The organism is Streptomyces paradoxus, assembly GCF_014202475.1.
Taxonomy (GTDB): domain Bacteria; phylum Actinomycetota; class Actinomycetes; order Streptomycetales; family Streptomycetaceae; genus Streptomyces; species Streptomyces paradoxus.
Genome location: NZ_JACHGV010000005.1, coordinates 79,607 through 103,848 on the forward strand (window position 1 = coordinate 79,607; position 24,242 = coordinate 103,848).

Annotated in this window: 27 protein-coding genes and 2 pseudogenes; 14 read left to right on the top strand and 15 right to left on the bottom strand. The window is 69.4% G+C overall.

Going from position 1 to position 24,242, the window contains the following annotated elements; all coding sequences use genetic code 11:
* The first annotated feature begins 82 nt into the window (after positions 1 to 82).
* Together HNR57_RS17940 and HNR57_RS17945 are read left to right on the top strand one after the other, a co-directional pair.
* Positions 83 to 631 (top strand): DUF6817 domain-containing protein, encoded by a 549-nt coding sequence (locus HNR57_RS17940; protein WP_184561021.1) that lies wholly within the window; start codon positions 83 to 85, stop codon positions 629 to 631.
* A complete protein-coding gene (locus HNR57_RS17945) occupies positions 628 to 984 on the top strand; it encodes a VOC family protein (RefSeq protein WP_184561022.1) in 357 nt (118 codons plus the stop codon). The genes HNR57_RS17940 and HNR57_RS17945 overlap by 4 nt, the downstream gene beginning before the upstream one ends.
* A 242-nt stretch (positions 985 to 1,226) precedes the next feature.
* Here the strand turns inward: HNR57_RS17945 and HNR57_RS17950 are convergent.
* Together HNR57_RS17950 and HNR57_RS17955 are read right to left on the bottom strand one after the other, a co-directional pair.
* Positions 1,227 to 1,507 (bottom strand): annotated as a pseudogene (locus HNR57_RS17950) (phosphotransferase); the annotation flags it as partial.
* Between the two features lie 39 nt (positions 1,508 to 1,546).
* Positions 1,547 to 2,452 (bottom strand): NADP-dependent oxidoreductase, encoded by a 906-nt coding sequence (locus HNR57_RS17955; protein WP_184561023.1) that lies wholly within the window; start codon positions 2,450 to 2,452, stop codon positions 1,547 to 1,549.
* Positions 2,453 to 2,731: 279 nt separating this feature from the next.
* On the opposite strand from HNR57_RS17955, the gene HNR57_RS17960 reads away from it, so the two are divergent.
* Together HNR57_RS17960 and HNR57_RS17965 are read left to right on the top strand one after the other, a co-directional pair.
* On the top strand, positions 2,732 to 3,109 hold the full coding sequence (locus HNR57_RS17960) for a winged helix-turn-helix transcriptional regulator (protein ID WP_138047866.1): 378 nt from the start codon (positions 2,732 to 2,734) through the stop codon (positions 3,107 to 3,109).
* 46 nt (positions 3,110 to 3,155) lie between these two features.
* On the top strand, positions 3,156 to 3,716 hold the full coding sequence (locus tag HNR57_RS17965) for a hypothetical protein (RefSeq protein ID WP_246554728.1): 561 nt from the start codon (positions 3,156 to 3,158) through the stop codon (positions 3,714 to 3,716).
* A gap of 434 nt (positions 3,717 to 4,150) precedes the next feature.
* On the opposite strand, the gene HNR57_RS17970 is transcribed toward HNR57_RS17965, so the two are convergent.
* On the bottom strand, positions 4,151 to 5,155 hold the full coding sequence (locus HNR57_RS17970; protein ID WP_184561024.1) for an NADP-dependent oxidoreductase: 1,005 nt from the start codon (positions 5,153 to 5,155) through the stop codon (positions 4,151 to 4,153).
* 111 nt (positions 5,156 to 5,266) lie between these two features.
* Here HNR57_RS17970 and HNR57_RS17975 point away from each other — a divergent pair, with 111 nt between their 5' ends.
* The 4 genes from HNR57_RS17975 to HNR57_RS17990 all read left to right on the top strand — a co-directional run bounded on the left by HNR57_RS17975 (position 5,267) and on the right by HNR57_RS17990 (position 7,857).
* The gene (locus HNR57_RS17975) at positions 5,267 to 5,842 is read left to right on the top strand and encodes a TetR/AcrR family transcriptional regulator (protein ID WP_184561025.1); all 576 of its coding nucleotides are present in this window, start codon (positions 5,267 to 5,269) and stop codon (positions 5,840 to 5,842) included.
* A 245-nt stretch (positions 5,843 to 6,087) separates the two neighbouring features.
* Positions 6,088 to 6,669, top strand: coding sequence for a helix-turn-helix domain-containing protein (locus HNR57_RS17980; protein WP_184561026.1), 582 nt, complete (start codon positions 6,088 to 6,090; stop codon positions 6,667 to 6,669).
* 86 nt (positions 6,670 to 6,755) lie between these two features.
* A complete protein-coding gene (locus HNR57_RS17985; RefSeq protein ID WP_184561027.1) occupies positions 6,756 to 7,418 on the top strand; it encodes a hypothetical protein in 663 nt (220 codons plus the stop codon).
* A gap of 106 nt (positions 7,419 to 7,524) precedes the next feature.
* Positions 7,525 to 7,857, top strand: coding sequence for a DUF2516 family protein (locus HNR57_RS17990; protein WP_078945429.1), 333 nt, complete (start codon positions 7,525 to 7,527; stop codon positions 7,855 to 7,857).
* A gap of 24 nt (positions 7,858 to 7,881) precedes the next feature.
* Here the strand turns inward: HNR57_RS17990 and HNR57_RS17995 are convergent, their stop codons facing one another.
* The 3 genes from HNR57_RS17995 to HNR57_RS18005 form a co-directional block, all read right to left on the bottom strand.
* Positions 7,882 to 9,228: a PP2C family protein-serine/threonine phosphatase gene (locus tag HNR57_RS17995; protein ID WP_184561028.1), complete on the bottom strand. Its 1,347-nt coding sequence runs from the start codon at positions 9,226 to 9,228 to the stop codon at positions 7,882 to 7,884.
* A gap of 315 nt (positions 9,229 to 9,543) precedes the next feature.
* On the bottom strand, positions 9,544 to 10,632 hold the full coding sequence (locus HNR57_RS18000) for a C40 family peptidase (protein WP_184561029.1): 1,089 nt from the start codon (positions 10,630 to 10,632) through the stop codon (positions 9,544 to 9,546).
* 239 nt (positions 10,633 to 10,871) lie between these two features.
* Positions 10,872 to 11,690 (bottom strand): class I SAM-dependent methyltransferase, encoded by an 819-nt coding sequence (locus HNR57_RS18005; protein WP_184561030.1) that lies wholly within the window; start codon positions 11,688 to 11,690, stop codon positions 10,872 to 10,874.
* Between the two features lie 223 nt (positions 11,691 to 11,913).
* Between HNR57_RS18005 and mshA the strand changes: the two genes are divergently transcribed.
* Positions 11,914 to 13,251 carry a D-inositol-3-phosphate glycosyltransferase gene (gene mshA / locus HNR57_RS18010; protein ID WP_184561031.1) on the top strand — a complete coding sequence of 446 codons (1,338 nt, stop codon included), beginning with the start codon at positions 11,914 to 11,916 and terminating at the stop codon, positions 13,249 to 13,251.
* Positions 13,244 to 13,753 (top strand): type III secretion system chaperone family protein, encoded by a 510-nt coding sequence (locus tag HNR57_RS18015; RefSeq protein ID WP_184561032.1) that lies wholly within the window; start codon positions 13,244 to 13,246, stop codon positions 13,751 to 13,753. The genes mshA and HNR57_RS18015 overlap by 8 nt, the downstream gene beginning before the upstream one ends.
* Here HNR57_RS18015 and HNR57_RS18020 read toward each other — a convergent pair.
* Positions 13,750 to 14,550 (bottom strand): helix-turn-helix transcriptional regulator, encoded by an 801-nt coding sequence (locus HNR57_RS18020; protein ID WP_184561033.1) that lies wholly within the window; start codon positions 14,548 to 14,550, stop codon positions 13,750 to 13,752. The two genes, HNR57_RS18015 and HNR57_RS18020, sit on opposite strands and share 4 nt — an antisense overlap.
* Before the next feature lie 49 nt (positions 14,551 to 14,599).
* Between HNR57_RS18020 and HNR57_RS18025 the strand changes: the two genes are divergently transcribed.
* Positions 14,600 to 15,046, top strand: a complete 447-nt coding sequence (locus tag HNR57_RS18025; protein WP_184561034.1) for a PTH2-like family protein — start codon at positions 14,600 to 14,602, stop codon at positions 15,044 to 15,046.
* A 69-nt stretch (positions 15,047 to 15,115) separates the two neighbouring features.
* Complete coding sequence (locus HNR57_RS18030; RefSeq protein ID WP_184561035.1) at positions 15,116 to 15,838, top strand: YqeB family protein; 723 nt, start codon at positions 15,116 to 15,118, stop codon at positions 15,836 to 15,838.
* A gap of 63 nt (positions 15,839 to 15,901) precedes the next feature.
* Here the strand turns inward: HNR57_RS18030 and HNR57_RS18035 are convergent, their stop codons facing one another.
* The gene (locus HNR57_RS18035; RefSeq protein ID WP_184561036.1) at positions 15,902 to 16,321 is read right to left on the bottom strand and encodes a nuclear transport factor 2 family protein; all 420 of its coding nucleotides are present in this window, start codon (positions 16,319 to 16,321) and stop codon (positions 15,902 to 15,904) included.
* A 117-nt stretch (positions 16,322 to 16,438) separates the two neighbouring features.
* Here HNR57_RS18035 and HNR57_RS18040 point away from each other — a divergent pair, with 117 nt between their 5' ends.
* Positions 16,439 to 16,774 carry a DUF6233 domain-containing protein gene (locus HNR57_RS18040; protein WP_184561037.1) on the top strand — a complete coding sequence of 112 codons (336 nt, stop codon included), beginning with the start codon at positions 16,439 to 16,441 and terminating at the stop codon, positions 16,772 to 16,774.
* 245 nt (positions 16,775 to 17,019) lie between these two features.
* On the opposite strand, the gene HNR57_RS18045 is transcribed toward HNR57_RS18040, so the two are convergent.
* Both HNR57_RS18045 and HNR57_RS18050 read right to left on the bottom strand, forming a co-directional pair.
* Entirely contained in the window at positions 17,020 to 17,601 is a 582-nt protein-coding gene (locus tag HNR57_RS18045; protein WP_313674012.1) for a GNAT family N-acetyltransferase, read from the bottom strand.
* On the bottom strand, positions 17,598 to 18,911 hold the full coding sequence (locus HNR57_RS18050) for an MDR family MFS transporter (RefSeq protein WP_246554732.1): 1,314 nt from the start codon (positions 18,909 to 18,911) through the stop codon (positions 17,598 to 17,600). The genes HNR57_RS18045 and HNR57_RS18050 overlap by 4 nt, the downstream gene beginning before the upstream one ends.
* Positions 18,912 to 19,105: 194 nt before the next feature.
* Here HNR57_RS18050 and HNR57_RS18055 point away from each other — a divergent pair, with 194 nt between their 5' ends.
* Complete coding sequence (locus HNR57_RS18055; protein ID WP_033312308.1) at positions 19,106 to 19,867, top strand: phosphoglyceromutase; 762 nt, start codon at positions 19,106 to 19,108, stop codon at positions 19,865 to 19,867.
* Between the two features lie 80 nt (positions 19,868 to 19,947).
* Here the strand turns inward: HNR57_RS18055 and HNR57_RS18060 are convergent, their stop codons facing one another.
* The 5 genes and pseudogenes from HNR57_RS18060 to HNR57_RS39580 form a co-directional block, all read right to left on the bottom strand.
* The gene (locus tag HNR57_RS18060; protein WP_184561039.1) at positions 19,948 to 20,244 is read right to left on the bottom strand and encodes a ribosomal protein L7/L12; all 297 of its coding nucleotides are present in this window, start codon (positions 20,242 to 20,244) and stop codon (positions 19,948 to 19,950) included.
* Between the two features lie 382 nt (positions 20,245 to 20,626).
* A complete protein-coding gene (locus HNR57_RS18065; protein WP_184561040.1) occupies positions 20,627 to 21,709 on the bottom strand; it encodes a hypothetical protein in 1,083 nt (360 codons plus the stop codon).
* Between the two features lie 76 nt (positions 21,710 to 21,785).
* Entirely contained in the window at positions 21,786 to 22,184 is a 399-nt protein-coding gene (locus HNR57_RS18070; protein ID WP_184561041.1) for a hypothetical protein, read from the bottom strand.
* A gap of 835 nt (positions 22,185 to 23,019) precedes the next feature.
* Positions 23,020 to 23,535 (bottom strand): DUF4760 domain-containing protein, encoded by a 516-nt coding sequence (locus tag HNR57_RS18075; RefSeq protein WP_184561042.1) that lies wholly within the window; start codon positions 23,533 to 23,535, stop codon positions 23,020 to 23,022.
* Between the two features lie 341 nt (positions 23,536 to 23,876).
* Positions 23,877 to 24,195, bottom strand: a pseudogene (locus HNR57_RS39580) (hypothetical protein); the annotation flags it as partial.
* Between the last annotated feature and the right edge of the window lie 47 nt (positions 24,196 to 24,242).

Sequence of the window (24,242 nt, forward strand, 5' to 3'; positions counted from 1 at the left end):
ACGGGGATCAAATCGGTGGCCGGCCCGGGTCGTCCACCGATTTGATGATTGACGCCCGACCACTGCTGGAAGGACTCCCCCTGTGCCTGTCTCCCCTCCCGACTCCGGACCGGCCGTCGCGCTCCTGCGCGGCCTCGGCGCGGCGGACATCGCCCATCCGGGTGGCACCCTCCTCGCCCACCTCACACGGGTCCAGGGACAACTCGCGGCGTGGGGCGCCCGCCCGGCCCTGCAACTGGCGGGCCTGTGCCACGCGTTCTACGGAACCGATGGCTTCCCCGAAGCCCTGCTGCCCCTGGACCGCCGTGGCGAACTCGCGGCGGCGGTCGGTGCCGAGGCCGAGGCCCTGGTGTACCTGTACGCCTCGTGCGATCGCAGGGCCACCTATCCGACGCTCGCGGATGCCGACGGACCTTTTCATGACCGGTTCACCGGCCTGAGCCACATCCCGGAGCCCCGGTCGCGGCGCGACTTCGCCGAGTTGTCCGCCGCCAACGAGACCGACCTCGCTCGCCTCGACCCCGCCTTCCGCGACCAGTGGGGACCCGAACTCCTCAGCCTCTTCACCCGTATCCGTCCCCTGCTGAGCCAAGCCGCCTGGTCGGACTGTCAGGAGGTGCTGGCCGGATGAAGTTGAGCGCGATAACCCTGGACTGCGCTGATCCGCTCGCCCTCGCGGCGTTCTACCAGCAGGCCACCGGGCTGGAACGGCATCCGAAGTCGAACGCCGAGTTCGCCGCGCTGAGCGGTGAGGGCGGACTCTCCCTCGGCTTCCAGCGGGTCGACGGCTACCGGGCTCCGAGCTGGCCCGACCAGGAGGTTCCTCAGCAGCTGCACTGCTGCTTCAGGGTCGAGGACCTGGACGAGGCCGAGGAGCGGCTGGTGGAGTTGGGTGCGGGCAGGCCGGAGCAGCAGCCGAACCCGGGCAGGTGGCGGGTGCTGACGGATCCGGCGGGGCATCCCTTTTGCATCATCGGAGGCTGAGGCCGCCTGAGGGAGAGGCGGGGTTCAGGCGTTCGGTTCGCCCTCCTCGGGCGCATCGCGGGTCGGCTTCGGCAGCTCGATGACGTAGGTGCCCTTCGCGGGCAGGGTGACGACCGCGAACGCCTGCGTGTGCACCGGAACCTGACCGAGGCGGCCAACGCCTGGCAGGAACTGGGCCGAGAGGAGGGGGCGTTGTACAGGGGGAGCCGGCTCGCCGCCGCCCAGCGCCACCGGCCCGGGCTTCAGTACATGGTCAGCACAGGGCGGCCGCCGGGCAGGCCGCGGTTCCCGTTCTGGCCCATCAGCATCACGCGGCCGGCCCGCGTGCTCGTCGGATCGCCGACTCATCCGCCTGTGCGTAGCTGTTGAAGAACCGAGGGGCGCCGCCTGCGGGGAGCAGCATCCAGGCGGCCGCAAGATCCCAGGCCGGGTCGCCAGCGAAGAGTGCGCCGAAGTCGACGACGCCTGCCAGTATGCCGTCCGCGACGACGACGTTCGCGGGGTGCAGGTCACCGTGCACCCATCGCTTGGCGGACTGGCGCATCTGCGCCGTGCCCCCGCTTCAGATGCAGATCACGATCTTTCCGCGTGTGCGTCCGCGCTCGGCGTGCGCGTGGGCGTCGGCGATCCGCTCCAGGGGGTAGGTCTGTTCGATACGGGGTGTGTAGCGGCCTTGCCGGCCCAGTTCCGCGGCCGCGGACAAGAGGGTGGAGTCGTTCTCCGCGTTGACCACATGCGTGCCGAGGCGCTGCCCGCCTGCGTGGTCGGCGACGGTCGCGACGCGTGTCGGGTCGCCCGTGATCGCGACGAGGTGGTCCAGGGATCCGGAGGCCGCGGTGTCGAGCGCGATGTCGACGCCGTGCGGGGCGAGAGTGGAGAGGCGCTGCGCGAGGCCGGGGCCGTAGGTGGTGGGAACGGCGCCGAGAGAGGTGAGGAACTCGTGGTTGCGTTCGCTGGCTGTCCCGATCACGGTGGCACCTTGTGCCACAGCGATCTCGACTGCCGCGCCGCCCACGCCTCCGGCCGCGCCCTCGACGAGAAGGGTGCGACCCGCCAGGGAGCCGAGCGCGGTCAGGCCACGCATCGCGGTCACGGATGCGAGGCCGGCGCCCGCGGCCTGCTCGTCGTTCCACGTGTCGGGGGCGTGGGCCCAGGCTGAGAGGATGACCAGCTCTGCGGTTGCGCCGGTGACACCGCCCAGCCCGAAGACGCGGTCGCCGATGCTCACCCCCTCCACCCCGTCACCTATTTCGTCGACCACGCCGGCGGCGTCGCGCCCGGGGATGGCGGGTAGCTCCAGGGGAATCAGCTGGTGCAGGGTGCCGGCGCGCAGCTTCCAGTCGATGGGATTGACACTGGCCGCCGCGACGCGGACACGGATCTCACCGGGTCCGGGGTTGGGGTCGGGGGCCTGCTCGATCACCAGGCTCTCCGCTCCGCCGTATTCATGGAAGCGGGCTGCACGCATAATGTCCTGCCTTACCTTTATGGGGCGAAATGATGGTGTTCATTCGATGCCCGTTACTGCACATCTGACGTTGACTTGAGGTGCGGCAAGCCGACTGCCTTCCGGCCAGAGGAGGACGGGTGCGGATCAGTGAGGTTGTCGAGCAGTCGGGCAGCCACCCGCCCCGACAACCACGATCCTGCCCATCGTCGGAATACCTCCCGTTGAGTCGATGCTCCGGAAGATATCCAGAAGGTCGGTATCCAGCTGGATACCAAGACCTGAGACGGGAGACCCTCGATGACGCAACGGCCACCGCTGCCACCCGACTTGTTCGACGAGCTGTGCCCGTCCCCGCTGCTGCCTTTCCGCTTCGGTGACAAATGGGCATCCATGGTCCTCCGCTGCCTGGACGACGGCCCGCGCAGATACTCCGAACTCCGCGTACCACTGAGTCGCGTCACCCCGAAGGCGCTCACCCAGTCGCTCCGCGGCTTGGAGCGGAACGGGTTCGTGTCACGTACCGTGCACGCCGACCCGAAACTGCGGGTGGAGTACGCGCTGACACCGCTGGGCCGCAGCATGCTGGAGCCGCTGGCCGCCGCGTGCCAATGGGCGGCCGAGCACTGGGACGAGCTGCTCGACGCCCGCGAGGGCGGCATCTCCTCCATCGGCTGACTCGAACCGGCGTTGACGCGTGCCGGACCGGACGAGCCGCACCTCTGTGTCGACTCGGGGAATCGCCAACAGCGGTGTCCGCGGCACCGGGGAGCCGCTGTCCACCGTGAAGTTCATGGTGCAGACCCTCGCCGCCGCCGGGGAGCTCCAGGGTGACCTCCAGCGCGAGCTGACTTACGACGGGCTGAGGGCGGCCGTGGCCAAGGGCAACAAGGGCGGCCGCCGCCCGGCCGTAGTGGCGGGGAAGGTGGGCGCCGTGCGCACCGCGTATCTGGAAGGCCGCTCCATCGCCGCCCTCGCAACGCGACCACGACGTCAGCCGCGGCGCCATCCGAACCGCCGTCGCCGACCTCCTGCCGAGTACACGGCCGCTGCTCCGGACGCCCTGGCCCCGGAGCTGCCGGTCGCCCTCGACCTGCCCGGCAAGGTCGCCGACTTCCTCCGCGCGGCCGACCTGCAGCCCGCCGAGCGTGCCACGCTCGACCAGGGCGTCACCGTACGGCGCACCAAGGCCAGTTTCGCTGAGAGTCACACATCAGCGACTGAGCATGAGCACGATAGGTGTCGTCATCCTTCCGTCCCGACGTGCCCTTTCGTGAAGCTCTGAGCGCATCGTTCCTGACGTGATCCGCGCTCTTTGCAGGCAAGTCGTCGTCAACTTCGAAGATCGCCCCTCCCAGGGGAGGCGTGCGGCTTCCCTGGGAACATGAGCGATACCCGGGACTCCTTGTGGTCCCATCGCTGTACGTGGACGGACCTGCTGGTCCCGGTCGGGCTGGACGCGGGACGGGGAGGCATGGACCTGTCCGATGGGTGGCCGGATCGGTGGACGGCGACGTGGAAGTACGCCGGGGACGAGATCACGGGCCCGGTCCGCCACCTGGAGCAGGTGCCGGTGGCGAGCCGCGGGCCGATGCGGGGGTTCACCTGGCGGCGGGAGCAGCGGCACCGGCCCGGTCTGGAGTCGCTGGTGTCCACGGGGCGGCTGCACGGGTTCGAGAGTCTCGAAGAGGATCAGCTGCTGGTAGCGGTGCCCTGTGCTCACGTCATGGAGACGACGACCTTGCCGGCTTTCGGGCGGCCCTTCTCGGCGTACTCCATGGCCTGGAGGGTCTCGTCGAAGGGGAAGACCCGGTCGACGATGGGGCGGATCTTCCCGGCGTCGATGAGGGGGGTGAGTTCGCGGAGTTGGGCGCCGCTGGCCTTCATGAACAGGAAGGCGTAGGTGACGCCGAGGCGCTTGGCCTGGCGCCGGGTCTTGGCGCTGAGGGCGGTGACGGCCAGGCGCACGACCGGGTTCGAGCCGAGCTCGCGGGCGGTGGCCGGGTCGGGCGGGCCCACGACGGAGATGGCCTGGCCGCCGGGCTTGAGGACGCGCAGGGACTTGGCGAGGTTCTCGCCGCCGAGGGAGTCCAGGACGACGTCGTAGCCGTGGAGGATTTCGGTGAAGTCCTGTGTGCGGTAGTCGATGACTTCGTCTGCGCCGAGTTCCTTGACCAGGTCGACCTTGGCGGTGCTCGCGGTGGTGGCCACGTACGCGCCCAGTGCCTTGGCCAGCTGGACGGCGATGGAACCGAGGCCGCCGGCGCCCGCGTGGATGAAGACCTTCTGGCCCGGCTGTACGTGGGCCCGCTCGACCAGGGCCTGCCAGGCGGTCAGCGCGACCAGGGGGAGGGAGGCGGCCTCGGTCATGGTGAGCGTGGCGGGCTTGGGGGCGAGGTCGTCCTGGTGGACGGCGAGGAGTTCGGCGAAGGTGCCGATGCGGTCCTTGTCAGGCCGCGCGTAGACCTCGTCGCCCACGACGAAGCGGTCGACGGACGATCCGACCCGGACGACGGTCCCGGCGAGGTCGTTGCCCAGGACGAGCGGGAGACGGTAGGGCAGGATCACCTTGAGGTCACCATTGCGGATCTTCATGTCCAGCGGGTTGACGCCCGCCGCGTGGATCTTGACCAGGACGTCGTCGGCGCCCACCTGAGGGTCAGGTATCTCGGCGGCGCGCATTCCGGCCGCATCACTGTACTTCTCGACCACGAAGGCCTTCATCATCATCTCCGTTTCGGGCGCCGTCGGGACACCCGCGCCAATTAGATTGCGACAACAATCTAAACGCCAGACTACGATAGATGCCAGTCGACATCCAAATGGGAGGTGGCCATGGGCCGCGTATCGCAGGCGCAGGCGGAGGAAAATCGCAGGCGGGTGGTGGACACCGCGTCGCGGCTGTTCCGGGAGCAGGGCACCCACGTCAGCGTCGCCGATCTCATGAAGGCGGCCGGCCTCACCCACGGTGCCTTCTACAAGCAGTTCGCCTCCAAGGAAGCGCTCGTCGATGAGGTCACCGCCCACGCCTTCGATGAGTTCGCACGGCGCAATGCGGCCGGGCTCGAGCGGCACAACGGGCAGCGGGATGCCGCTCAGCGGGCCCTGATCGACGTTTACCTCTCCGTCGAACACCGTGACAACGCGGCGGACGGCTGCCCGGTCGCGGCTCTCGCCATCGACGTCGCGCGCGGACCCGAAGGCCGCGAGGCGCGCCGTACCTACGCGGAGGGCGTGGCCGACTTCGCCGCGTTCCTCGCCCCCGTCGAGGCCGTCGGGGGCGGCGAGAGCGGCCTCGCCCGGCTGTGCATCCTGGTCGGTGCTCTGGTCCTGTCCCGGGCCACCCAGGGCTCCCCGCTCTCCGAGGAGATCCTCGCCGCCGCGCACGCGGCCCTGACGGAAGCCGGCTGACCGGGGGCCCGGCATCGGGCGCCGCGCGGCGTGTGTGCACCGGTCACACCCGCGAGGTGACGCGGGGCCCGAGGCTTCCGTGCTCGCGGCCTGATCGTTCTGGCGTAGTTCCGTGCTCCCTACGACAGTTGTCGTGCAAATGCGACACCTATCGTGCTCAGGCTCATCAGCGACGGCCGGGTGGCGTGGCGCACTTTTGCAAGCGGGTGCTTGCAATAGTTAGCGAGGTGTTGCACTGTGGAGGCATGGCATCGCTCAACGTCGGCAATCTCGGTGACTATCTGCGCGAACAGCGGCGCACCGCGCAGCTGTCGCTCCGGCAGCTCGCCGATGCCGCCGGGGTGTCCAATCCGTATCTGAGCCAGATCGAGCGCGGGCTGCGCAAGCCGAGCGCGGAGGTGTTGCAGCAGGTCGCCAAGGCCCTGCGGATCTCCGCCGAGACGCTGTACGTCCGGGCCGGCATCCTCGACGCCGAGCGGGACCGGGACGAGGTGGAGACGCGCGCCGTCATCCTCGCCGACCCCGCGCTGAACGAGCGCCAGAAGCAGGTGCTGCTGCAGATCTACGAGTCCTTCCGCAAGGAGAACGGGTTCGGGAGCGGTGACGGCTCGGACGCTCCGGGTGTCGTCGGCGTCGTCCCCGGGGACGGTGTGGTGAGCGTCGACGGGGACGCTCCCGGTGCCGGAGCCGAGATACCTGCGCCCGGACCGGCCGCGGGCGCTCAGCCCGTCCGGCGCCGCAGCCGTAAGAGCACCGGCAAGAGCGTCAATAAGAGCCTCAGCAAGAACGACGGCAGCGACATCGACCCGCAGCAGACGGCCGGCTGAGCCGGACCAGGGCACCGGCCGCTCTGCCGCGGATCACACAACCCTCAGCCGAACCCTCAAGCGAGAAATCCGGGAGGACCATCACCATGGCCATCACCGACGACCTGCGCAAGACCCTCAGCGACCCGACCCCGCTCTACTTCGCCGCAGGCACCGCCGACCTGGCGCTTCAGCAGGCCAAGAAGGTGCCGGCCCTGGTCGAGCAGCTGCGCTCCGAGGCGCCCGCGCGGATCGACGCCGTACGCAACACCGACACCAAGGCCGTCCAGGAGAAGGCGTCCGCCCGGGCCAAGGAGGCCTCCGCCCGCGTCAAGGAGACGCAGGAGACCCTGCAGGCCAAGGTCACGGAGTTCATCGGCTCCATCGATGTCGACATCAAGAAGCTCGGCAGCACCATCGACGCGGACCTGAAGAAGTTCGGCGAGAGCGCCCAGGACTTCGCGCTGCGCGGCGTCGGCGTGGCCGCCGAGTACGCCGTCAAGGCCCGTGAGACCTACGAGAAGGTCGCCGAGCACGGCGAGCAGGCCGTGCGGACCTGGCGCGGCGAGGCCGCCGACAGCATCGAGGACGTCGCCGAGGGCGTCGAGGAGCTGGCCGTGGCCGTCGAGCCGAAGCCGCAGCCCGTCGAGGTCAAGGACGAGCCGGCGAAGCCGGCCGCCGCCGCCCCGGCGAAGAAGGTGCCCGTCGCCAAGAAGGCCCCGGCGCGCAAGACCACCACCGCTAAGAAGACCACCCCGCCCGCGAAGTAGGACGGCGGAGCGGTCACACGGGCCGGGCACCCTGAGGGTGCCCGGCCCGTTGTACGGGTACGGTGACGCGTAGGACGAGCCGAGTCAGGTGGTGGACGTTGTGCTGATGCAGGGCTTCGCAGGGTTTATGTGGCTTCTGAGCATGGCCCTGATCGTTTTCAGCGGCTTCGCGTTGCTCGACGCGGCTGTGCGCCGGGAGGACGCCTACCGGGCGGCCGACAAGAAGACCAAGCCCTTCTGGCTGATCATCCTGGGGATCGCCTTCGTGGTGAACCTGCTCTTCCCGATCCTGTCGTTCCTGCCGATCATCGGCCTCATCGCGACGATCGTGTACATGGTCGACGTACGGCCCGCGATCCGGGCGCTCCCGGGCGGCGGCCGCAGCCAGCGCGGCTCCAGCAGCGACGGCCCCTACGGCCCGTGGAACGGCGGCCGGTAAAGCCCCCCGCGGGGGTGTCCGGGGCTACGGCACCCGGTCCAGCAGCAGGACCGCCACGTCGTCCGTCAGCTCGCCGCCGTTGAGGTCGCGCACCTCGTTCACCGCAGCCCGCAGCAGCTGCTCGCCCCGCAGGCCCTCGGCGATCTGGCGGCGGACCATCTCCGTCATGCCGTCCTGGCCGAGCCGCTCCCGGCCCTGGCCGATGTGGCCCTCGATCAGGCCGTCGGTGTAGAGCATCAGGCTCCACTCGGCGCCCAGCTCCACCTGCATCCGCGGCCAGCGGGCGCCGGGCAGCAGTCCGAGGGCCGGTCCGTTGTTGTCGTACGGCAGCAGGCGGGCCGGCTTGCCCGGGCGGGCCAGCAGCGGCGACGGGTGACCCGCCAGGCACAGGCCGGCGCGGCGGCCGTCCGGCGCGATGTCCACCGTGCACAGGGTCGCGAAGATCTCGTCGTCGGCCCGCTCGTGCTCCAGCACCTGCTGGAGCGTGCCCAGCAGCTGGTCGCCGCACAGACCCGCCAGGGTCAGTGCGCGCCAGGCGATCCGCAGCTCCACGCCGAGGGCGGCCTCGTCCGGTCCGTGCCCGCAGACGTCGCCGATCATGGCGTGCACGGTGCCGTCCGGCGTGCGCACGACGTCGTAGAAGTCGCCGCCGAGCAGTGCGCGCGAGCGGCCCGGGCGGTAGCGCGCGGCGAACCGCAGCGGGGAGCCCTCCAGCAGCGGCGTCGGCAGCAGGCCGCGCTCCAGGCGCCGGTTCTCCTGCGCCCGCAGCCGGCCCTCGGCGAGCCGGCGCTCGGCCGACTCGGAACGCTTGCGCTCCACCGCGTAGCGGATCGCCCGGCTCAGCAGCCTGCCGTCCAGCTCGTCGCGGAAGAGGTAGTCCTGGGCGCCGACGCGCACCGCCTCGGCGCCGCGCTCGGCGTCGCCGGAGGCGGTCAGCGCCAGGACGGCGTGCCGGGGCGCGAGCTCCAGCACGTGTCGCAGCACGGCGAGCTCGTCCTCGGAGTCGCTGTGGCCGGGCGCGGGCAGCGCCAGGTCCAGCAGGATGCAGTGGACGTCGTCGGTCAGCAGCCGCCCGGCCTCCGTCAGGTTGCGGGCCGTGCGGACGCGGATCGGCTTGCCCGCCTGGTCGAGCATGTCCGGCACGATCGGCGAGCCGGCCGGATCGTCCTCGATCAAAAGCAGCGTCAGGTTGGTGTGGGCGGCGTTGTTCTCCACCTTGTCCGTGGTGTTCCCGGCGGTGTCCGGTGTGCGGCCCGTGGGCGAGGCGTCCTTCGCGGACTCCTCGGCCGAGCCGCCGTGCGGGGACGCGGCCTGCGCCTGACCACTCTCCACGGCCGGGATCGCTCTCTGCCGCGGTATGGGTACGGGCATCGTCTTGGGTTCCTTCCCTCCCCCCGAGGGCACGGTGGGGCGAGGGACCTCGACCCACCGACGGGGACCATAGCGGGTGTCGGTGCCGCATAGGAATGGTGTGAGCCACGCCGCTGTGCCACCGGCCAGTGTCATATGCCGCGATATGTGCCGCAGTTGGACAGCTCGGAGATGCTGCGGGGATGACGAACGTCACGTCAGCGCACGGTTGGCTCGCGCCGGAGCGTGCGGTGGGTCACGTGGGCCAGGTCACCGCGGGTGTCCGCTATCCGGTGCGCCGCCTTCGGGCCGCCGCCTTCGGGCCGCCGTCGGCGATCAGTTGGCGCCGGTGTCCGCGTCGGGCCGGACGACGCCGAGGATGGGCATGGTCCCGGCCCCGGCGATCGTCACGGTGCGGCCGGGCCGCGGCGCGTGCACCATCGCCCCGTCCCCGATGTACATCGCGACATGGCTGGCGTCACCGAAGTAGATGATGAGGTCGCCGGGCCGCATGTCCTGGATGTCGATGTGCGGCAGCCGCTTCCACTGCTCCTGCGAGGTGCGCGGGATGCCGCGCCCAGCGGATATCCAGGCCTGTGACGTCAGCCCCGAGCAGTCATAGGTCTTCGGGCCCTCGGCGCCCCACTGGTACGGCTTGCCGATCTGGGCCGTGGCGTACTGCACGGCCTTCTTGCCCTGCTCGGAGGCCTTTCCGTCGATCTCGTCGAGGATGCCGGAGTCGAGCCAGGCGGTCTGCGCCTTGTTCGCCGCCTCCTTCTCCAGCTCGGCGAGGCGCTCCTGCTCCTCCTTCTGCAGCGCGGATTCGAGCTTCTCCGCCTGCGCGATCTGCTTCTCGATCTTCTTCTGTGCGGCGGCCTTGGCCTTGCGGCCCGCTTCCAGCTTCTTCCACTGCGCGGAGGCGTCCTTGGCGTACTGCTCCAAGTCCTCCTGGGTGCGGGTCAGTTCGCCGAGCAGGCCCTTCGTCGCGTGGTGGCCCTCGCGGACCCGGCCGGCGCCGTCGAGGAAGTCCTGCGGGGTGTCGCTCAGCACCAGGTGGGCCTCGGGCGGCAGCCCGCCCCCGCGGTACTGGGCGGCGGCCGCGGCGCCCGCGCGGTCCTTCAGTTTCCGGAGCTTCTCCTGGCCCTTGACGATCTTCTTGGCCAGCTCGACGACCTCGGCGGACTGCTTGTCCGCCTTCTCCTCGGCGGCGTTGTACTCGTCGGTGGCGCGGGCCGCCGCGCGGTAGAGCTTGTCCAGCTTCCTGCGGACGGCTTCGAGGTCCTTGCCGGCCGCGAGGGCCGGGGCCGCGCTCGGGGTGGGGGAGGGGGTGGGGTTCGCGAACGCCGTGCCCGGTGCGGCCAGCACCGTGACCGCGCAGACCACGGCCACCGCCGTCGCGATCAGGCCGCGCTTGCCCGTTCCCATACCTCAGCCCCCAAACTGATTAACCGTCAGTAACTTGCGGTTCGTTCGGGGATGCTGCCATGTCGGCCGGGAAAGCGACAGGGGTAGTACTTCCCGCCGCCCCCTCGCCGCTATGCCCCCGGCATGCGATCTCCCCGGTCTGTGTGACGAACGACTCAAAGAGATCGTTCCATCGGCCCCCGTCCGAACGGCAACAGCCTCCGCCCTGACCGCAACGGACCGCGCCCGGACCGGAGAAGTCAGGCGCCCGGGGCCAATGCCTCCCAGCGCACGGTCACTTCGCCCTGCCGCCACCGCACCGGCCCGTCCGTCACCGGCCAGTCGGCCGTCAGGTCCCGGACCGCGCGCATCCAGCGCTGCCGGGCGCCGTAGGAGGCGTAGGGGGCGGCGGCCGCCCAGGCGCGGTCGAAGTCGCGCAGGAAGGCGTGCACCGGCTCGCCCGGGACATTGCGGTGGATGAGCGCCTTCGGCAGCCGTTCCGCCAGGTCCGAGGGACGCTCCAGGGAGCCCAGCCGGGTCGCGAAGGTGACCGTGCGCGGACCCTCCGGGCCGAGCGCGACCCAGACGTGCCGGCGCCCGATCTCGTCGCAGGTCCCCTCGACCAGCAGGCCGCCGCGCGACCCGGTCGCCGGGTCGGCCGGTGCGAGCCGCGCGCACAGCCGCTGCCACACGGCCGCGACCTCGCCCTCCTCGTACTGCCGCAGCACGTTCGCCGCGCGGACGAGCAGGGGCCGCTGCGGGATCGGGATCTCGAAGCCGCCGTGCCGGAAGACGAGCCCCGGCCGCTCATAGGGCAGCGCCGCCGCGACCCGGGCCGGTTCGATCTCCACGCCCACCACTCGCGCGCGTGGCGCGACCGTACGCAGGCGCTGGAGCAGTTCGACGGCCGTCCAGGGGGCGGCGCCGTACCCGAGGTCGACCGAGACGGAATCGGTGGCGCGGCGCAGCTCGGCGCCGTGCGTGGCCACGATCCAGCGGTCCATGCGGCGCAGCCGGTTGGGGTTGGTCGTCCCGCGCGTCACCGTGCCCAGGGGTCGGGTCGCTGCGCGGGGTGTCATACGTACGAGGTTAAGCGGCCTCCGGCCCGGTCAGGGGGCGAGGTGCCGCCGCCGCTGGGCGGGGTGCCAGTAGCAGACGCCCTCGAACGGTTGAGCGACAGGCGGTAATGATTCGGTAAAACTGCCGAATCGGGAAATGGAGCACCTGCTTCCGGTGTTGGACTCCGTCGGAGGGCAGCGTGCGCCCTGCGGAAGGCATGCCCGGAGCGAGGAGGAACGCCACGTGAGCCAGTACATCGGCAGGCTCGGCCGGCGCGCCACGTCATCGCCCGCCCGCCTCCGGCTGCACCGCAGGCCCCGCCGCGTCGCCATGCTCTCCGTGCACACCTCCCCGCTCCACCAGCCGGGCACCGGCGACGCCGGCGGCATGAACGTCTACATCGTGGAGCTGGCCCAGCGCCTCGCCGCGCACGGCGTCGAGGTCGAGATCTTCACACGCGCGACCGCGGCGGCCCTCCCCGCGACCGTGGAGCTGGCCCCGGGCGTCCTCGTCCGGCACGTCGACGCCGGTCCCTACGAGGGCCTCCACAAGGAGGACCTCCCCGCCCAGCTGTGCGCCTTCACCCACGGTGTCATGCAGGCCTGGGCCCACCACCGCCCCGGCCACTACGACCTGGTGCACTCCCACTACTGGCTCTCCGGCCACGTCGGCTGGCTCGCCGCCCAGCGCTGGGGCGTCCCCCTGGTGCACGCCATGCACACCATGGCCAAGGTCAAGAACGCCAACCTGGCCGACGGCGACACCCCCGAACCGGCCGCCCGCGTGATCGGCGAGACGCAGATCGTCGCCGCCGCCGACCGGCTCATCGCCAACACCACCGAAGAGGCCGACGAGCTGGTCCGGCACTACGCGGCCGAGACCGACAAGGTCGCCGTGGTCCACCCCGGCGTGAACCTCGGCCGCTTCTCGCCCGCCGACGGCCGCGCCGCCGCCCGGGCCCGCCTCGGCCTGCCCCAGGACGCGCTGATCCCGCTCTTCGCCGGGCGCATCCAGCCCCTGAAGGCCCCGGACGTGCTGCTGCGCGCCGTCGCCGTCCTCCTCGGCCAGCGCCCCGAACTGCGCTCGCGCATCCTCGTGCCCGTCGTCGGCGGCCCCTCCGGCAGCGGCCTCGCCAAGCCGGAGGGCCTGCAGAAGCTCGCCGCGCGCCTGGGCATCGCCGACGTCGTACGGTTCCGCCCGCCGGTCGGCCAGGAGCAGCTGGCGGACTGGTTCCGCGCCGCCTCCGTGCTGGTCATGCCGTCCTACAGCGAGTCCTTCGGACTGGTCGCCATAGAGGCCCAGGCGGCGGGCACCCCGGTGCTGGCCGCGTCGGTCGGGGGCCTGCCGGTCGCCGTGCGCGACGGGCACACCGGCTTCCTCGTCCAGGGCCACAACCCCGCCGACTACGCGCGCGTGCTGGGCCACTTCGCCGACGACCCGCAACTGGTGCCCCGGCTCGGCGGTCAGGCCGCCCGGCACGCCCAGTCCTTCGGCTGGGACACGGCGGCCGCAGCCACGGCGGACGTCTACACGGCCGCGATGCAGGCACACCGCCGTCGCGTACGCTCGCTGCATGGCTGAAACCGATCAGGAACAGCGCGCGGCCCAGGTCATCGAGACCGTCCTGAAGGACGCCGACCTGGAGTGGGAGAGCCCCCGGCCCGGCACCTACGTCGCGCAGCTCCCCGGCACCCGCAAGCTGAAGACGACGCTCTCCCTGATCGTCGGCCGCCACTCCCTGTCGCTGAACGCCTTCGTCATCCGCCACCCCGACGAGAACGAGCAGGGCGTCCACCGCTGGCTCCTGGAACGCAACCTCAAGCTCTACGGGGTGAGTTACGCCGTCGACCAGCACGGCGACGTCTACGTCACCGGCCGTCTCTCCCTGCCGGCGGTCACCGCCGACGAGCTCGACCGCCTGCTCGGCCAGGTCCTGGAGGCCTCCGACGGCGCCTTCAACTCCCTGCTGGAGCTGGGTTTCGCCTCGGCGATCCGCAAGGAGTACGAGTGGCGGGTCTCGCGGGGCGAGTCCACCCGCAATCTGGACGCGTTCGCGCACCTCACCCAGCGCCCCGAGCGCTAGAGGGTGTCCGCCCGGTAACGCCCCGGTGGCACCCCCACCAGCTTCCGGAAGTGCCGGGTGAGGTGGGACTGGTCGTAGAACCCGGCCGCCACCGCCGCGTCGCCCGGTGAGCGCCCCTCCAGGAGCAGCCGCCGGGCGCGCCCCACGCGCAGGGACGTCAGGTACTGGTGGGGGGCGATGCCGTAGGCCGTGCTGAACGCCCGGACCAGATGGGCGGGATGGGCCCCGAGCAGCCCGGCGGCCTCCCGCAGGGCGACGCCCTCGACGATCCGCTCGTCCAGCAACTCGCGCAGCCGCCGCGCCAGAACGGGATCGGCGGGCCGGGGGGCGGCGGGATCGCCCCGCAGATGCCCGCGCAACCGCTCCCCGACGAACAACAGCCTGCTCTCGGCCTCCAGTTCCTCGCCGGGCCGCCCCAGCGTGCCGTGCAACTGCCCCACGCGCCGCCGCAGCAGCGGATCGCGCAGATCGGGCCGGTCGACGGCGGCCCCGATCAACTCGTCGCCCAGATGCGTCGCGTCGAGGTACAGCACCCGCTTGCGGAAGCCCTCCGGGGTGACGGGGGAGCCGTTGTGCGGCACATGCGGCGGCAGCAGCGACACGGTGTCGTGCGGGGTGCCGTGCTCGTGCCGGTCGAGGTCGTAGCGCACGGCTCCGGTGTCGACGATCAGCAGCGTCCACGCGTCGTGGACGTGCATCGGATACGCGTACTCGGTGAACCGGGCGTGGAAGACCTCGACGACACCCGGGACGGCGGGCCGCCAGGCGGACACGATCCGGGCGGGCTGGGAGGCCATGCAAAGAACGTACAAGACCTCGGCGGGGACTGCCCGGCACGCTCGGATCATGAACACCATCACCGATCCCCCGCGGCCCGAGCCGATCCGCTTCGACACGAAGATCGCCGTGCTGCTGCGCGCCGACCTGGAGCCCTGGCAGCGCCTGAATGTGACGTCGTTCCTGGTCAGCGGCCTGGGAACGCAGCTTCCCGAGGTGATCGGCGAACCGTATGAGGACGCGGACGGCGTGCCCTACCTCCCCATGTTCCGCCAGCCCGTCATGGTCTTCGAGGCCGGCAAGGAAACCCTGGCCACCGCCCACACCCGGGCCCTCTCCCGCGCCCTGCCCCGCGCGGTCTTCACCTCCGACCTCTTCGCCACGGGCAACGACCGCGACAACCGCGCCGCCGTACGGGCCGTGCCGACCGCCGACCTGGACCTGGCCGGGCTCGCGGTCTACGGCCCGAAGAACGCGGTGGACAAGGTGGTCAAGGGAGCGCGGATGCATCCGTGAGACCAAAGTCGCAGGCACGTAGACCAACGGCTGATGACAGGGCGGACGGCTCTTCCCGAGACTCGTTCCATGGAGGAAGCCAGGAACGTGTCCCTGCGCAAGAGCCCCCGGCCGCGGGCGGGCGATACGGCGGAACTCGCCGAATCGGCCTGGGCCATCGTGCTCTTCTGCGTCGCCTGCGGTGCCGTGGCCGGCGCCCTGCTCCCACTCCTCGCCCGTCTGCTGCTCACCCTGCCGTGGGCGCCGCTCGAAGGCCCGGCCGAGCTGCTGACCTCGGTCCCGGAACCCGCCCTCACCCTCGGCACGATCGCGGTGGGTGTGCTCGGCGGCCTGCTGCTCGGCTTCACGGCGGTGCACGAGTCGCTGTCCGTCCGCGTCTGCGACACCCATGTGACCCTGACCGTCCGGGACAGCTCCCAGGAGTTCACCCGCGAGGAGATCTCCGTGCTGTTCCGGGACGGCAAGCAGCTCGTGCTGCTCGGCCCGGACGGCATGGAACGGGCAAGGGAACGCTGCGGCCTGCCCTGGCAACGCCTCGCGGACGCCCTGGCGGAACACGGGTACGAGTGGGCGCAGCAGGACCCGTACCGCGCCGAGTTCCGCCGCTGGGTGCCCGGCACCCCCGGCCTGCCGCCGGGCGCGGACGCCCTGCTGCGGGCCCGCGCGCAGGCCCGCAAACACGAGGACGACGCCAGGGACGCCCGGGAGTTGCGCGACGAGCTGCTGCGGCTCGGGGTGGTCGTACGGGACGAGGAGAAGCGGCAGTACTGGCGGCTGGTGCGACGGGACTGAGGCTCACGGAGGGACCCGCGCGGCAGGCGCCGGTGGCCGGACTCCGCGCGGAGGTAGGCGCGGTCACGGGGCGCAGGCCTCGGCGATCGACAGGCTGTTCTCGTAGAGGTGGTGCCGGGTGATCCGCCCGTCCTCGACGGTGAGCCGCAGCGCGAACGGCCCCGAGAAGGACTTCCCGGTCGCCCGGACGGTCCCGGAGAGCTGACCCATCAGAACGGCGTCGGTCCCGTCGACGAGGACGGTGTCCACGGACGCGCGAGCGTCCTCCGGCACGGTGTACCGGCCCAGTTCGTCGGCCTGTGCCGCACATTCGGCGGCGGTGGACCGCGGCCGGATCCAGGGGACGCCGGGGTTGTCGGCGAGCATCCAGTCGACCTCGTCGGCGAAGAGCGCGGTGAGCCCCTCGGTGTCACCGGCGACCCGGAGTCCGAGGAACTTCTGGACGGCGAGGCGGGTGGCTTCAGTGGTGTCGGCGGGTGTCATGGGTCCCAGCCTGCCGGGGCGCCGGGGGAGCGTCGATTACGTCGGAGGTAAGCGGTGCCGCCCCCGCTGGTGGTCCGGGGTGGGCCGGGAGGCGACATCGATCCTAGAATCGAACGCATGAACGATCCAGAGTCGCGGCTCGCGCTGCTCCGCTTCCTGGAGCGCGTGCAGGAACGCGACCTGGCACGCACCCGCCGATGGATCGCAGACGAGGAACGCCGCCAGGCCGAACGCCGGCACGGTCTGCTGTCCCGGCCGCCCGCGCCGGACTGGCTGATCGAACGCGGCCTGTCCGGACAGGAGGCCGTGTACGTCCACGTCGGCGGCTGCTGGAACGCGGGCCGGCGCAGCAAGGGCGTCGACCGCGACCATGCCCGGCGCGCACTCGCGGAAGGGGTCAAGGCCTGCCCGCAGTGCCGGCCGGACACGGAGCTCGGTTTCGTGGACGGGTAGGGCGGCCGCGTGCGCGCGGTGTTGTCAGTGCCCGGGGATATGGTCGCGAGCGCGCGGCCGGCTTCCGGGGGTTCCAGCTCCGCAGGGAATGGTTGCATCCCCGGCCTGTACGGGGGCGGCCCGGAGAAGTCGTCCGGGACCCAACCGACGACCGGGCTTCGTCGATGGCCAGGAGGAGACCTGCCAGCGCCGGCCGCGCGGCACGCCGCAGCGATGGGGGGACGGACCAGGAGGTCACGCCGCCGTCACGCCGAGGAGCGGTACTCCTCCCGTGTGATCGCCATGACCCGGACCGGCTGCCCGTGGGAGGGGACGCGCGTGGTGCGGTCGTACGTCATCCCGAGCTTGGCCATGACGCGGAGCGAGGCGTGGTTGTCGACGTGGCAGATGCTGACCACGCGTTCCAGGTTGGCGTCCGCCTCCGCCTCTGCGTCCGCCTCCGCCTCGCCGAAGGCGAACGCCAGGACCTCGCGTGCGGCTTCCGTCGCGTAGCCCCGGCCCCAGGAGCGGCGCCGTAGCCGCCATCCGATCTCCACCGCCGGCATGACCTCGGGGAGGAAGGCCGGAACGGCCAGCCCCGCCCAGCCCACCAGCTCGCCGGTCGCCCTCTCCTCGGCGGCGAACAGGCCGTAGCCCCGCTCGTCCCAGGCCGCCCGCATCCGGGCCCATGCCGCGACGGTCCGCTCACGGGTGCTGGGCGATCCGTCCCCGATGTACCGCATGACCTCCGGATCGGCGTCCATCTCCGCGAGGGCGTCCAGGTCCGCCCCGCTCCACTGACGCAGGCGCAGGCGTGCGGTGTGGCGCTCGGGGTGGCGCGTGCTCACGGCGTCCCGCTCCTTCGTGCGTCCCTGCTGGGCCCGGCCGGCAGCGCCCGGAGGCCGTCCGCCGCTTCCGCCTTCTCCCCGTCCTCCGCGACCCGCCGCATCAACACGGCGTACCCCGCCCCGGCCACCGTCCCCAGCACCGCGCACGACCCCCACAGCCATTCCGCCCCGAACCGGTCGATGACCAGCCCGGACAGCAGCGGGGCGACGAGGGCGGCCACGGACCAGGACATCGTGTACATGCCCTGGTAGCGGCCGCGTCCGTGCACCGGGGACAGCCGTACGACGAGACCCGTCTGCGTGGGCGCGTTGACGATCTCCGCCAGCGTCCACACGCACACGGTGAGCGCGATGACCCCCACCGACCCCGCGAAGGCGGTCAGCGCGAAGCCGTACCCCGCAAGGACGGACGAGACGACCAGCAGCCGACGGGGATCCCGGTGTTCGATGAAGCGGGTGACCGGGATCTGGAGGACGACGATCAGCACGCCGTTCACGGCGATCGCCATGCCGTACTCGGCCGGGGTGAAACCGGCCTCGCCCATCGCCACCGGCAGCCCCACCGACCCCTGCTGGAAGATCAGCGCGATCAGGAAGGACAGCCCGACGACGCTCATGAACCGCCCGTCGCGCAGTACGGTGCCCAGGCTCACGGAGTCGTCCGGCCCGGCGGCCCGTACCGCCGGCCCGGCGGGCTGCACTGCCGGCCCGGCGGGCTTGGACTCCGGCAGCCGCATGAAGACGAGGATCGCGCAGACCATCGTCATCCCCGCCTCGATCAGGAACCCGGCCCGGTAGCTGACCTCGGCGATGAACCCGGCGGCCATGGAGGAGACGGCGAAGCCGAGGTTGATGGCCCAGTAGTTGAGGGAGAAGGCGCGGATCCGGTCCTCGGGCCGGACGATGTCCGCCATCATCGCCTGCACGGCGGGCCGCGAGGCGTTGCTCGCCATGCCGACCAGGAAGGCGACCCCTGCGATCGCGACCGGGTCGTGCACGAACCCCAGCAGCGCCACGGACACGGCGGTCGAGGCCTGCGCGATCAGCAGCGTGGGCCGCCGGCCCAGCCGGTCCGCCATCACCCCGCCGCCCAGCGAGGAGATCACCCCGCCGAGCCCGTGCAGGGCGGCGACCAGACCGGCGTACGTGGCGGAGTAGCCGCGGTCGAGGGTCAGGTACAGCGCCATGAAGGTGGCGACGAAGGCACCGAGCCGGTTGACCAGCGTGCTGGTCCACAGCCACCAGAACTCGCGGGGCAGACCCGAGACCGTCTCCCGGACGGCACGTCGGGCACACAGGACGTACGGCATGGATCCCCCGGAGGCAACAGGTGTCAGCAGCGCGCCGGCCGTGAAGCCTGCAAGCAGCCTGTAAGCGGCGCTAGTGGTAAGCGCAAATTACAAGGCGCCGGTTGACGGGGACCACTCAATTAGCAGATTCAGTCAAACGTCCGCCTGCCGGGCAGCCACGCGAACGGGCGAAAGCGTGGATTACGCTCTGAGGCATGGCCGACGCACCGTACAAGCTGATCCTCCTCCGCCACGGCGAGAGCGAGTGGAACGCGAAGAACCTGTTCACCGGCTGGGTGGACGTCAATCTCAACGAGAAGGGCGAGAAGGAGGCAGTCCGCGGTGGCGAGCTCCTGAAGGACGCCGACCTCCTCCCCGACGTGGTCCACACGTCCCTCCAGAAGCGCGCGATCCGCACGGCCCAGCTGGCGCTGGAGTCCGCGGACCGCCACTGGATCCCGGTCCACCGCTCGTGGCGCCTGAACGAGCGCCACTACGGCGCCCTGCAGGGCAAGGACAAGGCCCAGACGCTCGCCGAGTTCGGCGAGGAGCAGTTCATGCTGTGGCGCCGGTCCTACGACACCCCGCCCCCGCCGCTCGACGTCGACGCCGAGTACTCCCAGTTCTCCGACGCGCGCTACGCGACCCTCCCGCCGGAGCTGCGCCCGCGCACGGAGTGCCTGAAGGACGTCGTCGTCCGCATGCTCCCGTACTGGTTCGACGCGATCGTCCCCGACCTGCTGACCGGCCGCACGGTCCTGGTCGCGGCCCACGGCAACTCGCTCCGCGCCCTGGTCAAGCACCTGGACGGCATCTCCGACGCGGACATCGCCGGCCTCAACATCCCCACCGGCATCCCGCTCTCCTACGAGCTCGACGCCGACTTCAAGCCCCTGAACCCGGGCGGCACGTACCTGGACCCCGAGGCGGCGGCAGCGGCCATCGAGGCGGTCAAGAACCAGGGCAAGAAGAAGTAAGCAGCGCTGAAGAAGCCCCCTGCCTGCGGGTTCTCCGCCGGGAGGGGGCTTTTCGCTGCCTCTGGGCCGTCTCCGGGCCGTCAGGGCGATGGGGCCGTGCGCTCTCCGGGCTCCGGCTCCTCTCTCCACTCCGCTCTGGCTCCGGCGCTGCGGAGCAAAGCGACAGCGGACTGGGCCCTGTACGCAGACAGACCCCCAAGGAGGGTGACGGGCGCTTGGCGCGCCAGGACCCGGCTGTGCCACAAGCTCTGCCCGGTCACCTTGCGCACTGCCAGGATCACATCCATCTCGCGGGGCCCACAGTCGACGAGCACCACCTCGTGGGACAGGTCGTCGCAGAGCAGCGTGTAGTACTCGGTGGACTCCTCGTCGGACATCTCGCCCTCCTGCCTCAGCGCACGGGAGCGTATGCGCCCTCGAAGACGGCAGCCACGGCTTTTCGGGTGCGCTGGCGGCTGCTCGGCATGAGATGGGCGTACACCCGCAGAGTCAGCAGCGACATTCGCTGTGATCCTTGAGGGACCTAATCAGCTAGCGGATGCCGTCGGAGCGATCGAGGACACCACGAGGACTTGGTGGATCGCACTTCGGACCTTCGGGGACGTTGTCGCGCAGGGCGAAGAGGGCGGCGAGCAACGACAGGCTGCTGTAGCAGCTCAAGAAGCCGCTGGCGTGGCAGCCGGACAGTTCATCGGCCGGGCGCAGGCATACCTGAACCAGCCTTGATCTCGAGAAGCTTGGCGCGTATACGGAGCCGTTTCACTTGACTACGCGTAGAGCAAGGTCAATCGCGGCAGCCGCATTCGGAATGAGAGCGGCTGGCCGCAGCATCGGCTCATGCGGGATGCGCGGTTCAAAGTTCTCATTCAAAGGGAAGAGATATTGATGCTGCCGTCCGGACGGAAGCCGATATTCATTCTCTCGACCTAGCCATTCCCATGCCATGCGCCAGGGGCGCCCACTCTTATCCGCCTCCGCGAGCTCCCGCCTATACCAATCGGGATCACGAATGAAAAGAAGCGTGCATATTTCCGGTCGCAGGTTCAGAAGGTTAACGGATATTCCGGTGTAGTAAAGGCTGGCCACTCCTGCATTCAGGGCCTCTATTAGCTGCACAATCTCCGGCTCTTCCTCCACGTCGTGATGCGGCTTGGTTCCAATCTCGTACTCGTCAACCGAATACAACTCTTCGATATACTCTCGGAAGAAGTTTCTGTGGACCGAGAATTCTTTATGGAAGGTGGGGGGGTTCACATCGAGCGGGGAGAATATTCCGGACGGAGCTACGTGATTAAAGAACTGATGCGTTGCGACTTCTCCAGAGCGCGGATTAAGCAAGATGTCGTAGCCCCCGCCTTCCGCCGCTTTGAGGATTACTGTTGCGACTGCGACGGCGGCCGACCGTCCGCTTCCGTTGACCACGGGATCACCAGCCTTGTTATGGGCCCAACTCCTACGCGGCAACTCTGACAGCGGGACCGGACCGTCGGGCTGTGGCGCCAAGGCGCGCATCAGCTCCATATCGCACGCTTCAGAGGTAACAAGCGATACGTAGTAGCGCCCCAGCTTGCAATCAATCTTCGCTTTCCCGTCAGGGAAAGAAAGGCGCTGGAGTGCAAATGTTGGACCGTTCCATTTCCGCTTAGGTATAGTTGTTGCAACGTGCTCATCGAATTCGGCGCGGCCGGACGGATCGAACTCTTCAGCCTCATCGGCATAGACATCGTGCCCCGGAATCGTTTGATTTGTCAGGTTGCCGACGCAAGCCTCTAGATCGTTCCATTGTTCCCTCTTGGCAGGGAACACCGTGATCGGTTGTATGGACCCGTACAGGTTCACCAACTTGTAGCGAGGGTAGAATTTCCGCAGGGAAATGACCCATCCTTGCCCAGTTAGGACGGCCGCCCTTTGGGAGTCCTTAACCTTCGGCGGTGACTCTTTCTTTGTTGTGACTGAACGCCTGTGTTGCCGTTGGGATTTGGCGCGCTCTCTTGCCCTGATTGATGCATGCCGCAAGGCTTTCCTGGAGTGCCGGGTGCTTTCTTAGGCAAGCCAAGGCGATAAGGTACACGGTTTTTTCCGAGGGTGCTTGTCTGCCCTGGCATGCGGCGGCGGCAGTCGATTTAGAAATCCCATTTCCTCGAATTGGCTCTTTATTGCGTCGCTGCAATTCCTTCTCGATGTATCGAGTCTCATCGGAAAGCTCTCGGAACGTCCGGAAGCCGGCGGCCGTCACGAACTCCCGCAGCTGCTTGGCAATCTCCCGTACGTCGTCCGGGACTTCACCCAGAGGCGGTATGCCCTCGCGAAACCGCATGGCGCGCTCTCCTCAGAAGGGCACAGCAAGTGGACCGTCCGACCTTCCTCCGGCGGTCCATTGCTCTCAGACGCTCCCGCTTCTCTGTGGCATGAGGGCGGACGCTGCTGTCTCGGCTGTTACCGGCCCGGCTTCCAGTCCGCATCGAGGATGGCAGCATGCACAGCGGCGACGATCATCGTGATAGCGAGGACGCCACCCACCCAGTTCTTCGGGTTGCCAAGAACCGATCCCAGGAGAGCGGAGCCGTAGATGATCATCCCAAAGCCAGACGATATGGCGCTTCTGTGCGCAGTTGGCGACACGTTGGGACACATTGGCCAAAGCGTTCCATGAAGAAATAATCCGCGGTGAACTAGACGCGCCTGTCCCGGTGCAGAACGTGGGCAGGAAACCAGAGGCTTTCGAGGTAGATCTGTCCTGGCAGCGTGAGGCAACGGATAAAGGTTAGTTCGGCCTCTGCCGCTGGCGGTAAGCATTGAGGCGTACTGCAACGGCATGGGCTGGCCCTCCCCGGAGCTGGGTAGCCTGGCGTCACGCTAGGCGCCGAAACCGCTCCCGTCGCCGTAGCGACGCCCGCAATTTCCGGCTTCTGACATCCACGGCTGACATCAACGACGCCGGACGGGGGCGTACACCAGCGACTGTGCCCGGCCGTCCCACCAGCCGCTGACCGCAGCCGAAGCGGGGCCGGATCGACCTCCTAAAGCGGCGCTCAGCCAGCCGTGGACTATCCGTGGGCTGCTCCCACCTGATCCATCATCTACAGGGATACGACCTGCTGCGTTGCCCAAATCTCAACGGGCCTCCGGAGGCAGACCGGAGGGGTACTGGATCACGCGTCCGGTGAGTAACCGTCAGTGTTGCGTAGGCCGAGAGAGCGCAAGAACTTCGCGGTGGGGTTAGCGCAAGACACCAGGTAGAGGTGCTCAAAGAAGGGCAGGAAGGGAGCATTCCTTATCTCCCGCTCCGCGCGCACATAAGGTTCCAGTGCGGTCCATACTTGCCTGACCCGGAAGTGAAAGACACTCAGTGCCAGACTTGAGTCGACCATTCCAAGAGCAACCATTGCTCCGATGTACTCATAGCTGAAGGCGACGTTGCGTGTCATGGTAAGCGCTGGTTCGGGAAGCGCATCCATGCCGGCTGCGGGCGCATGTTCCTGCGCAAGTCGTGTTAGTACGTAATGCTGATCACTTTGGAAGTCTTTATCGCGGATATTATGGAGGGCCACCTCAAGAAGCATGGTCATATGGCTGGTTGAGCGCGCCTGACGTATTTGCCGAAGCGTGAAAAATCCTGAAAGCCCCAAGGCCACTAGGGAAATGGCAAGCGACAAGGCGTTGTACATGCTGACCCCCTGCCATAGTGTCCGTGCAGTAAGGGCTCTCTGCCAAGAGGTGAGCTTCGGCTGCAAACCCGTTGAGGTGGACGAGACGCAAGTGCATTCTGTGCTCTTATCGACGCTACGCTGAGTGGCGCATACGTGAATCAGGCTCTGCGCACAGCAACTAAATACGCCAACGACGACAACCGACCAGCCGAGACGACAAGGTCGTGCCAGATCGGTGCCAGATCGTGCGGGGAACCGCGGGGAACTCCGGGGAATCAGGCGACCGCCCCCATGGGCTGACATCGCTCCGCCGCAGGTCAGTAGGGCTCCCGCTCCTAGATCACCTCAGCTTCCCAAGCTCAGAGCGCGGGTTCGATTCCCGTCATCCGCTCTTCAAAGAAGGCCCAGGTCAGCGACCTGGGCCTTCGTCGCTGTCTAGACCGACTCAGGCGCCCCCCACCACTTGGCTCCTGCGCGGCCTGCTCAGCGGCCTTTTCGCGGGCGACGCGCACCATCTCGTCCAGCCCGTCGGCGACCTCCCGCCTTCTCTGAGGACTGGCCGATCCGCACCATCGTGTCCTTCAGCGTCGCTCCGGCCCGCGTCGACAGGGTGTGCCCTGTGTGGCGAAGGTCGTAGAACCTGAACGACTTCGGCAGGCCGACCCTCAGCCGGGGTCGTAAGACGCACGTCGAAGCGCTCGGGACGAGGCGGCACGACGACGGCG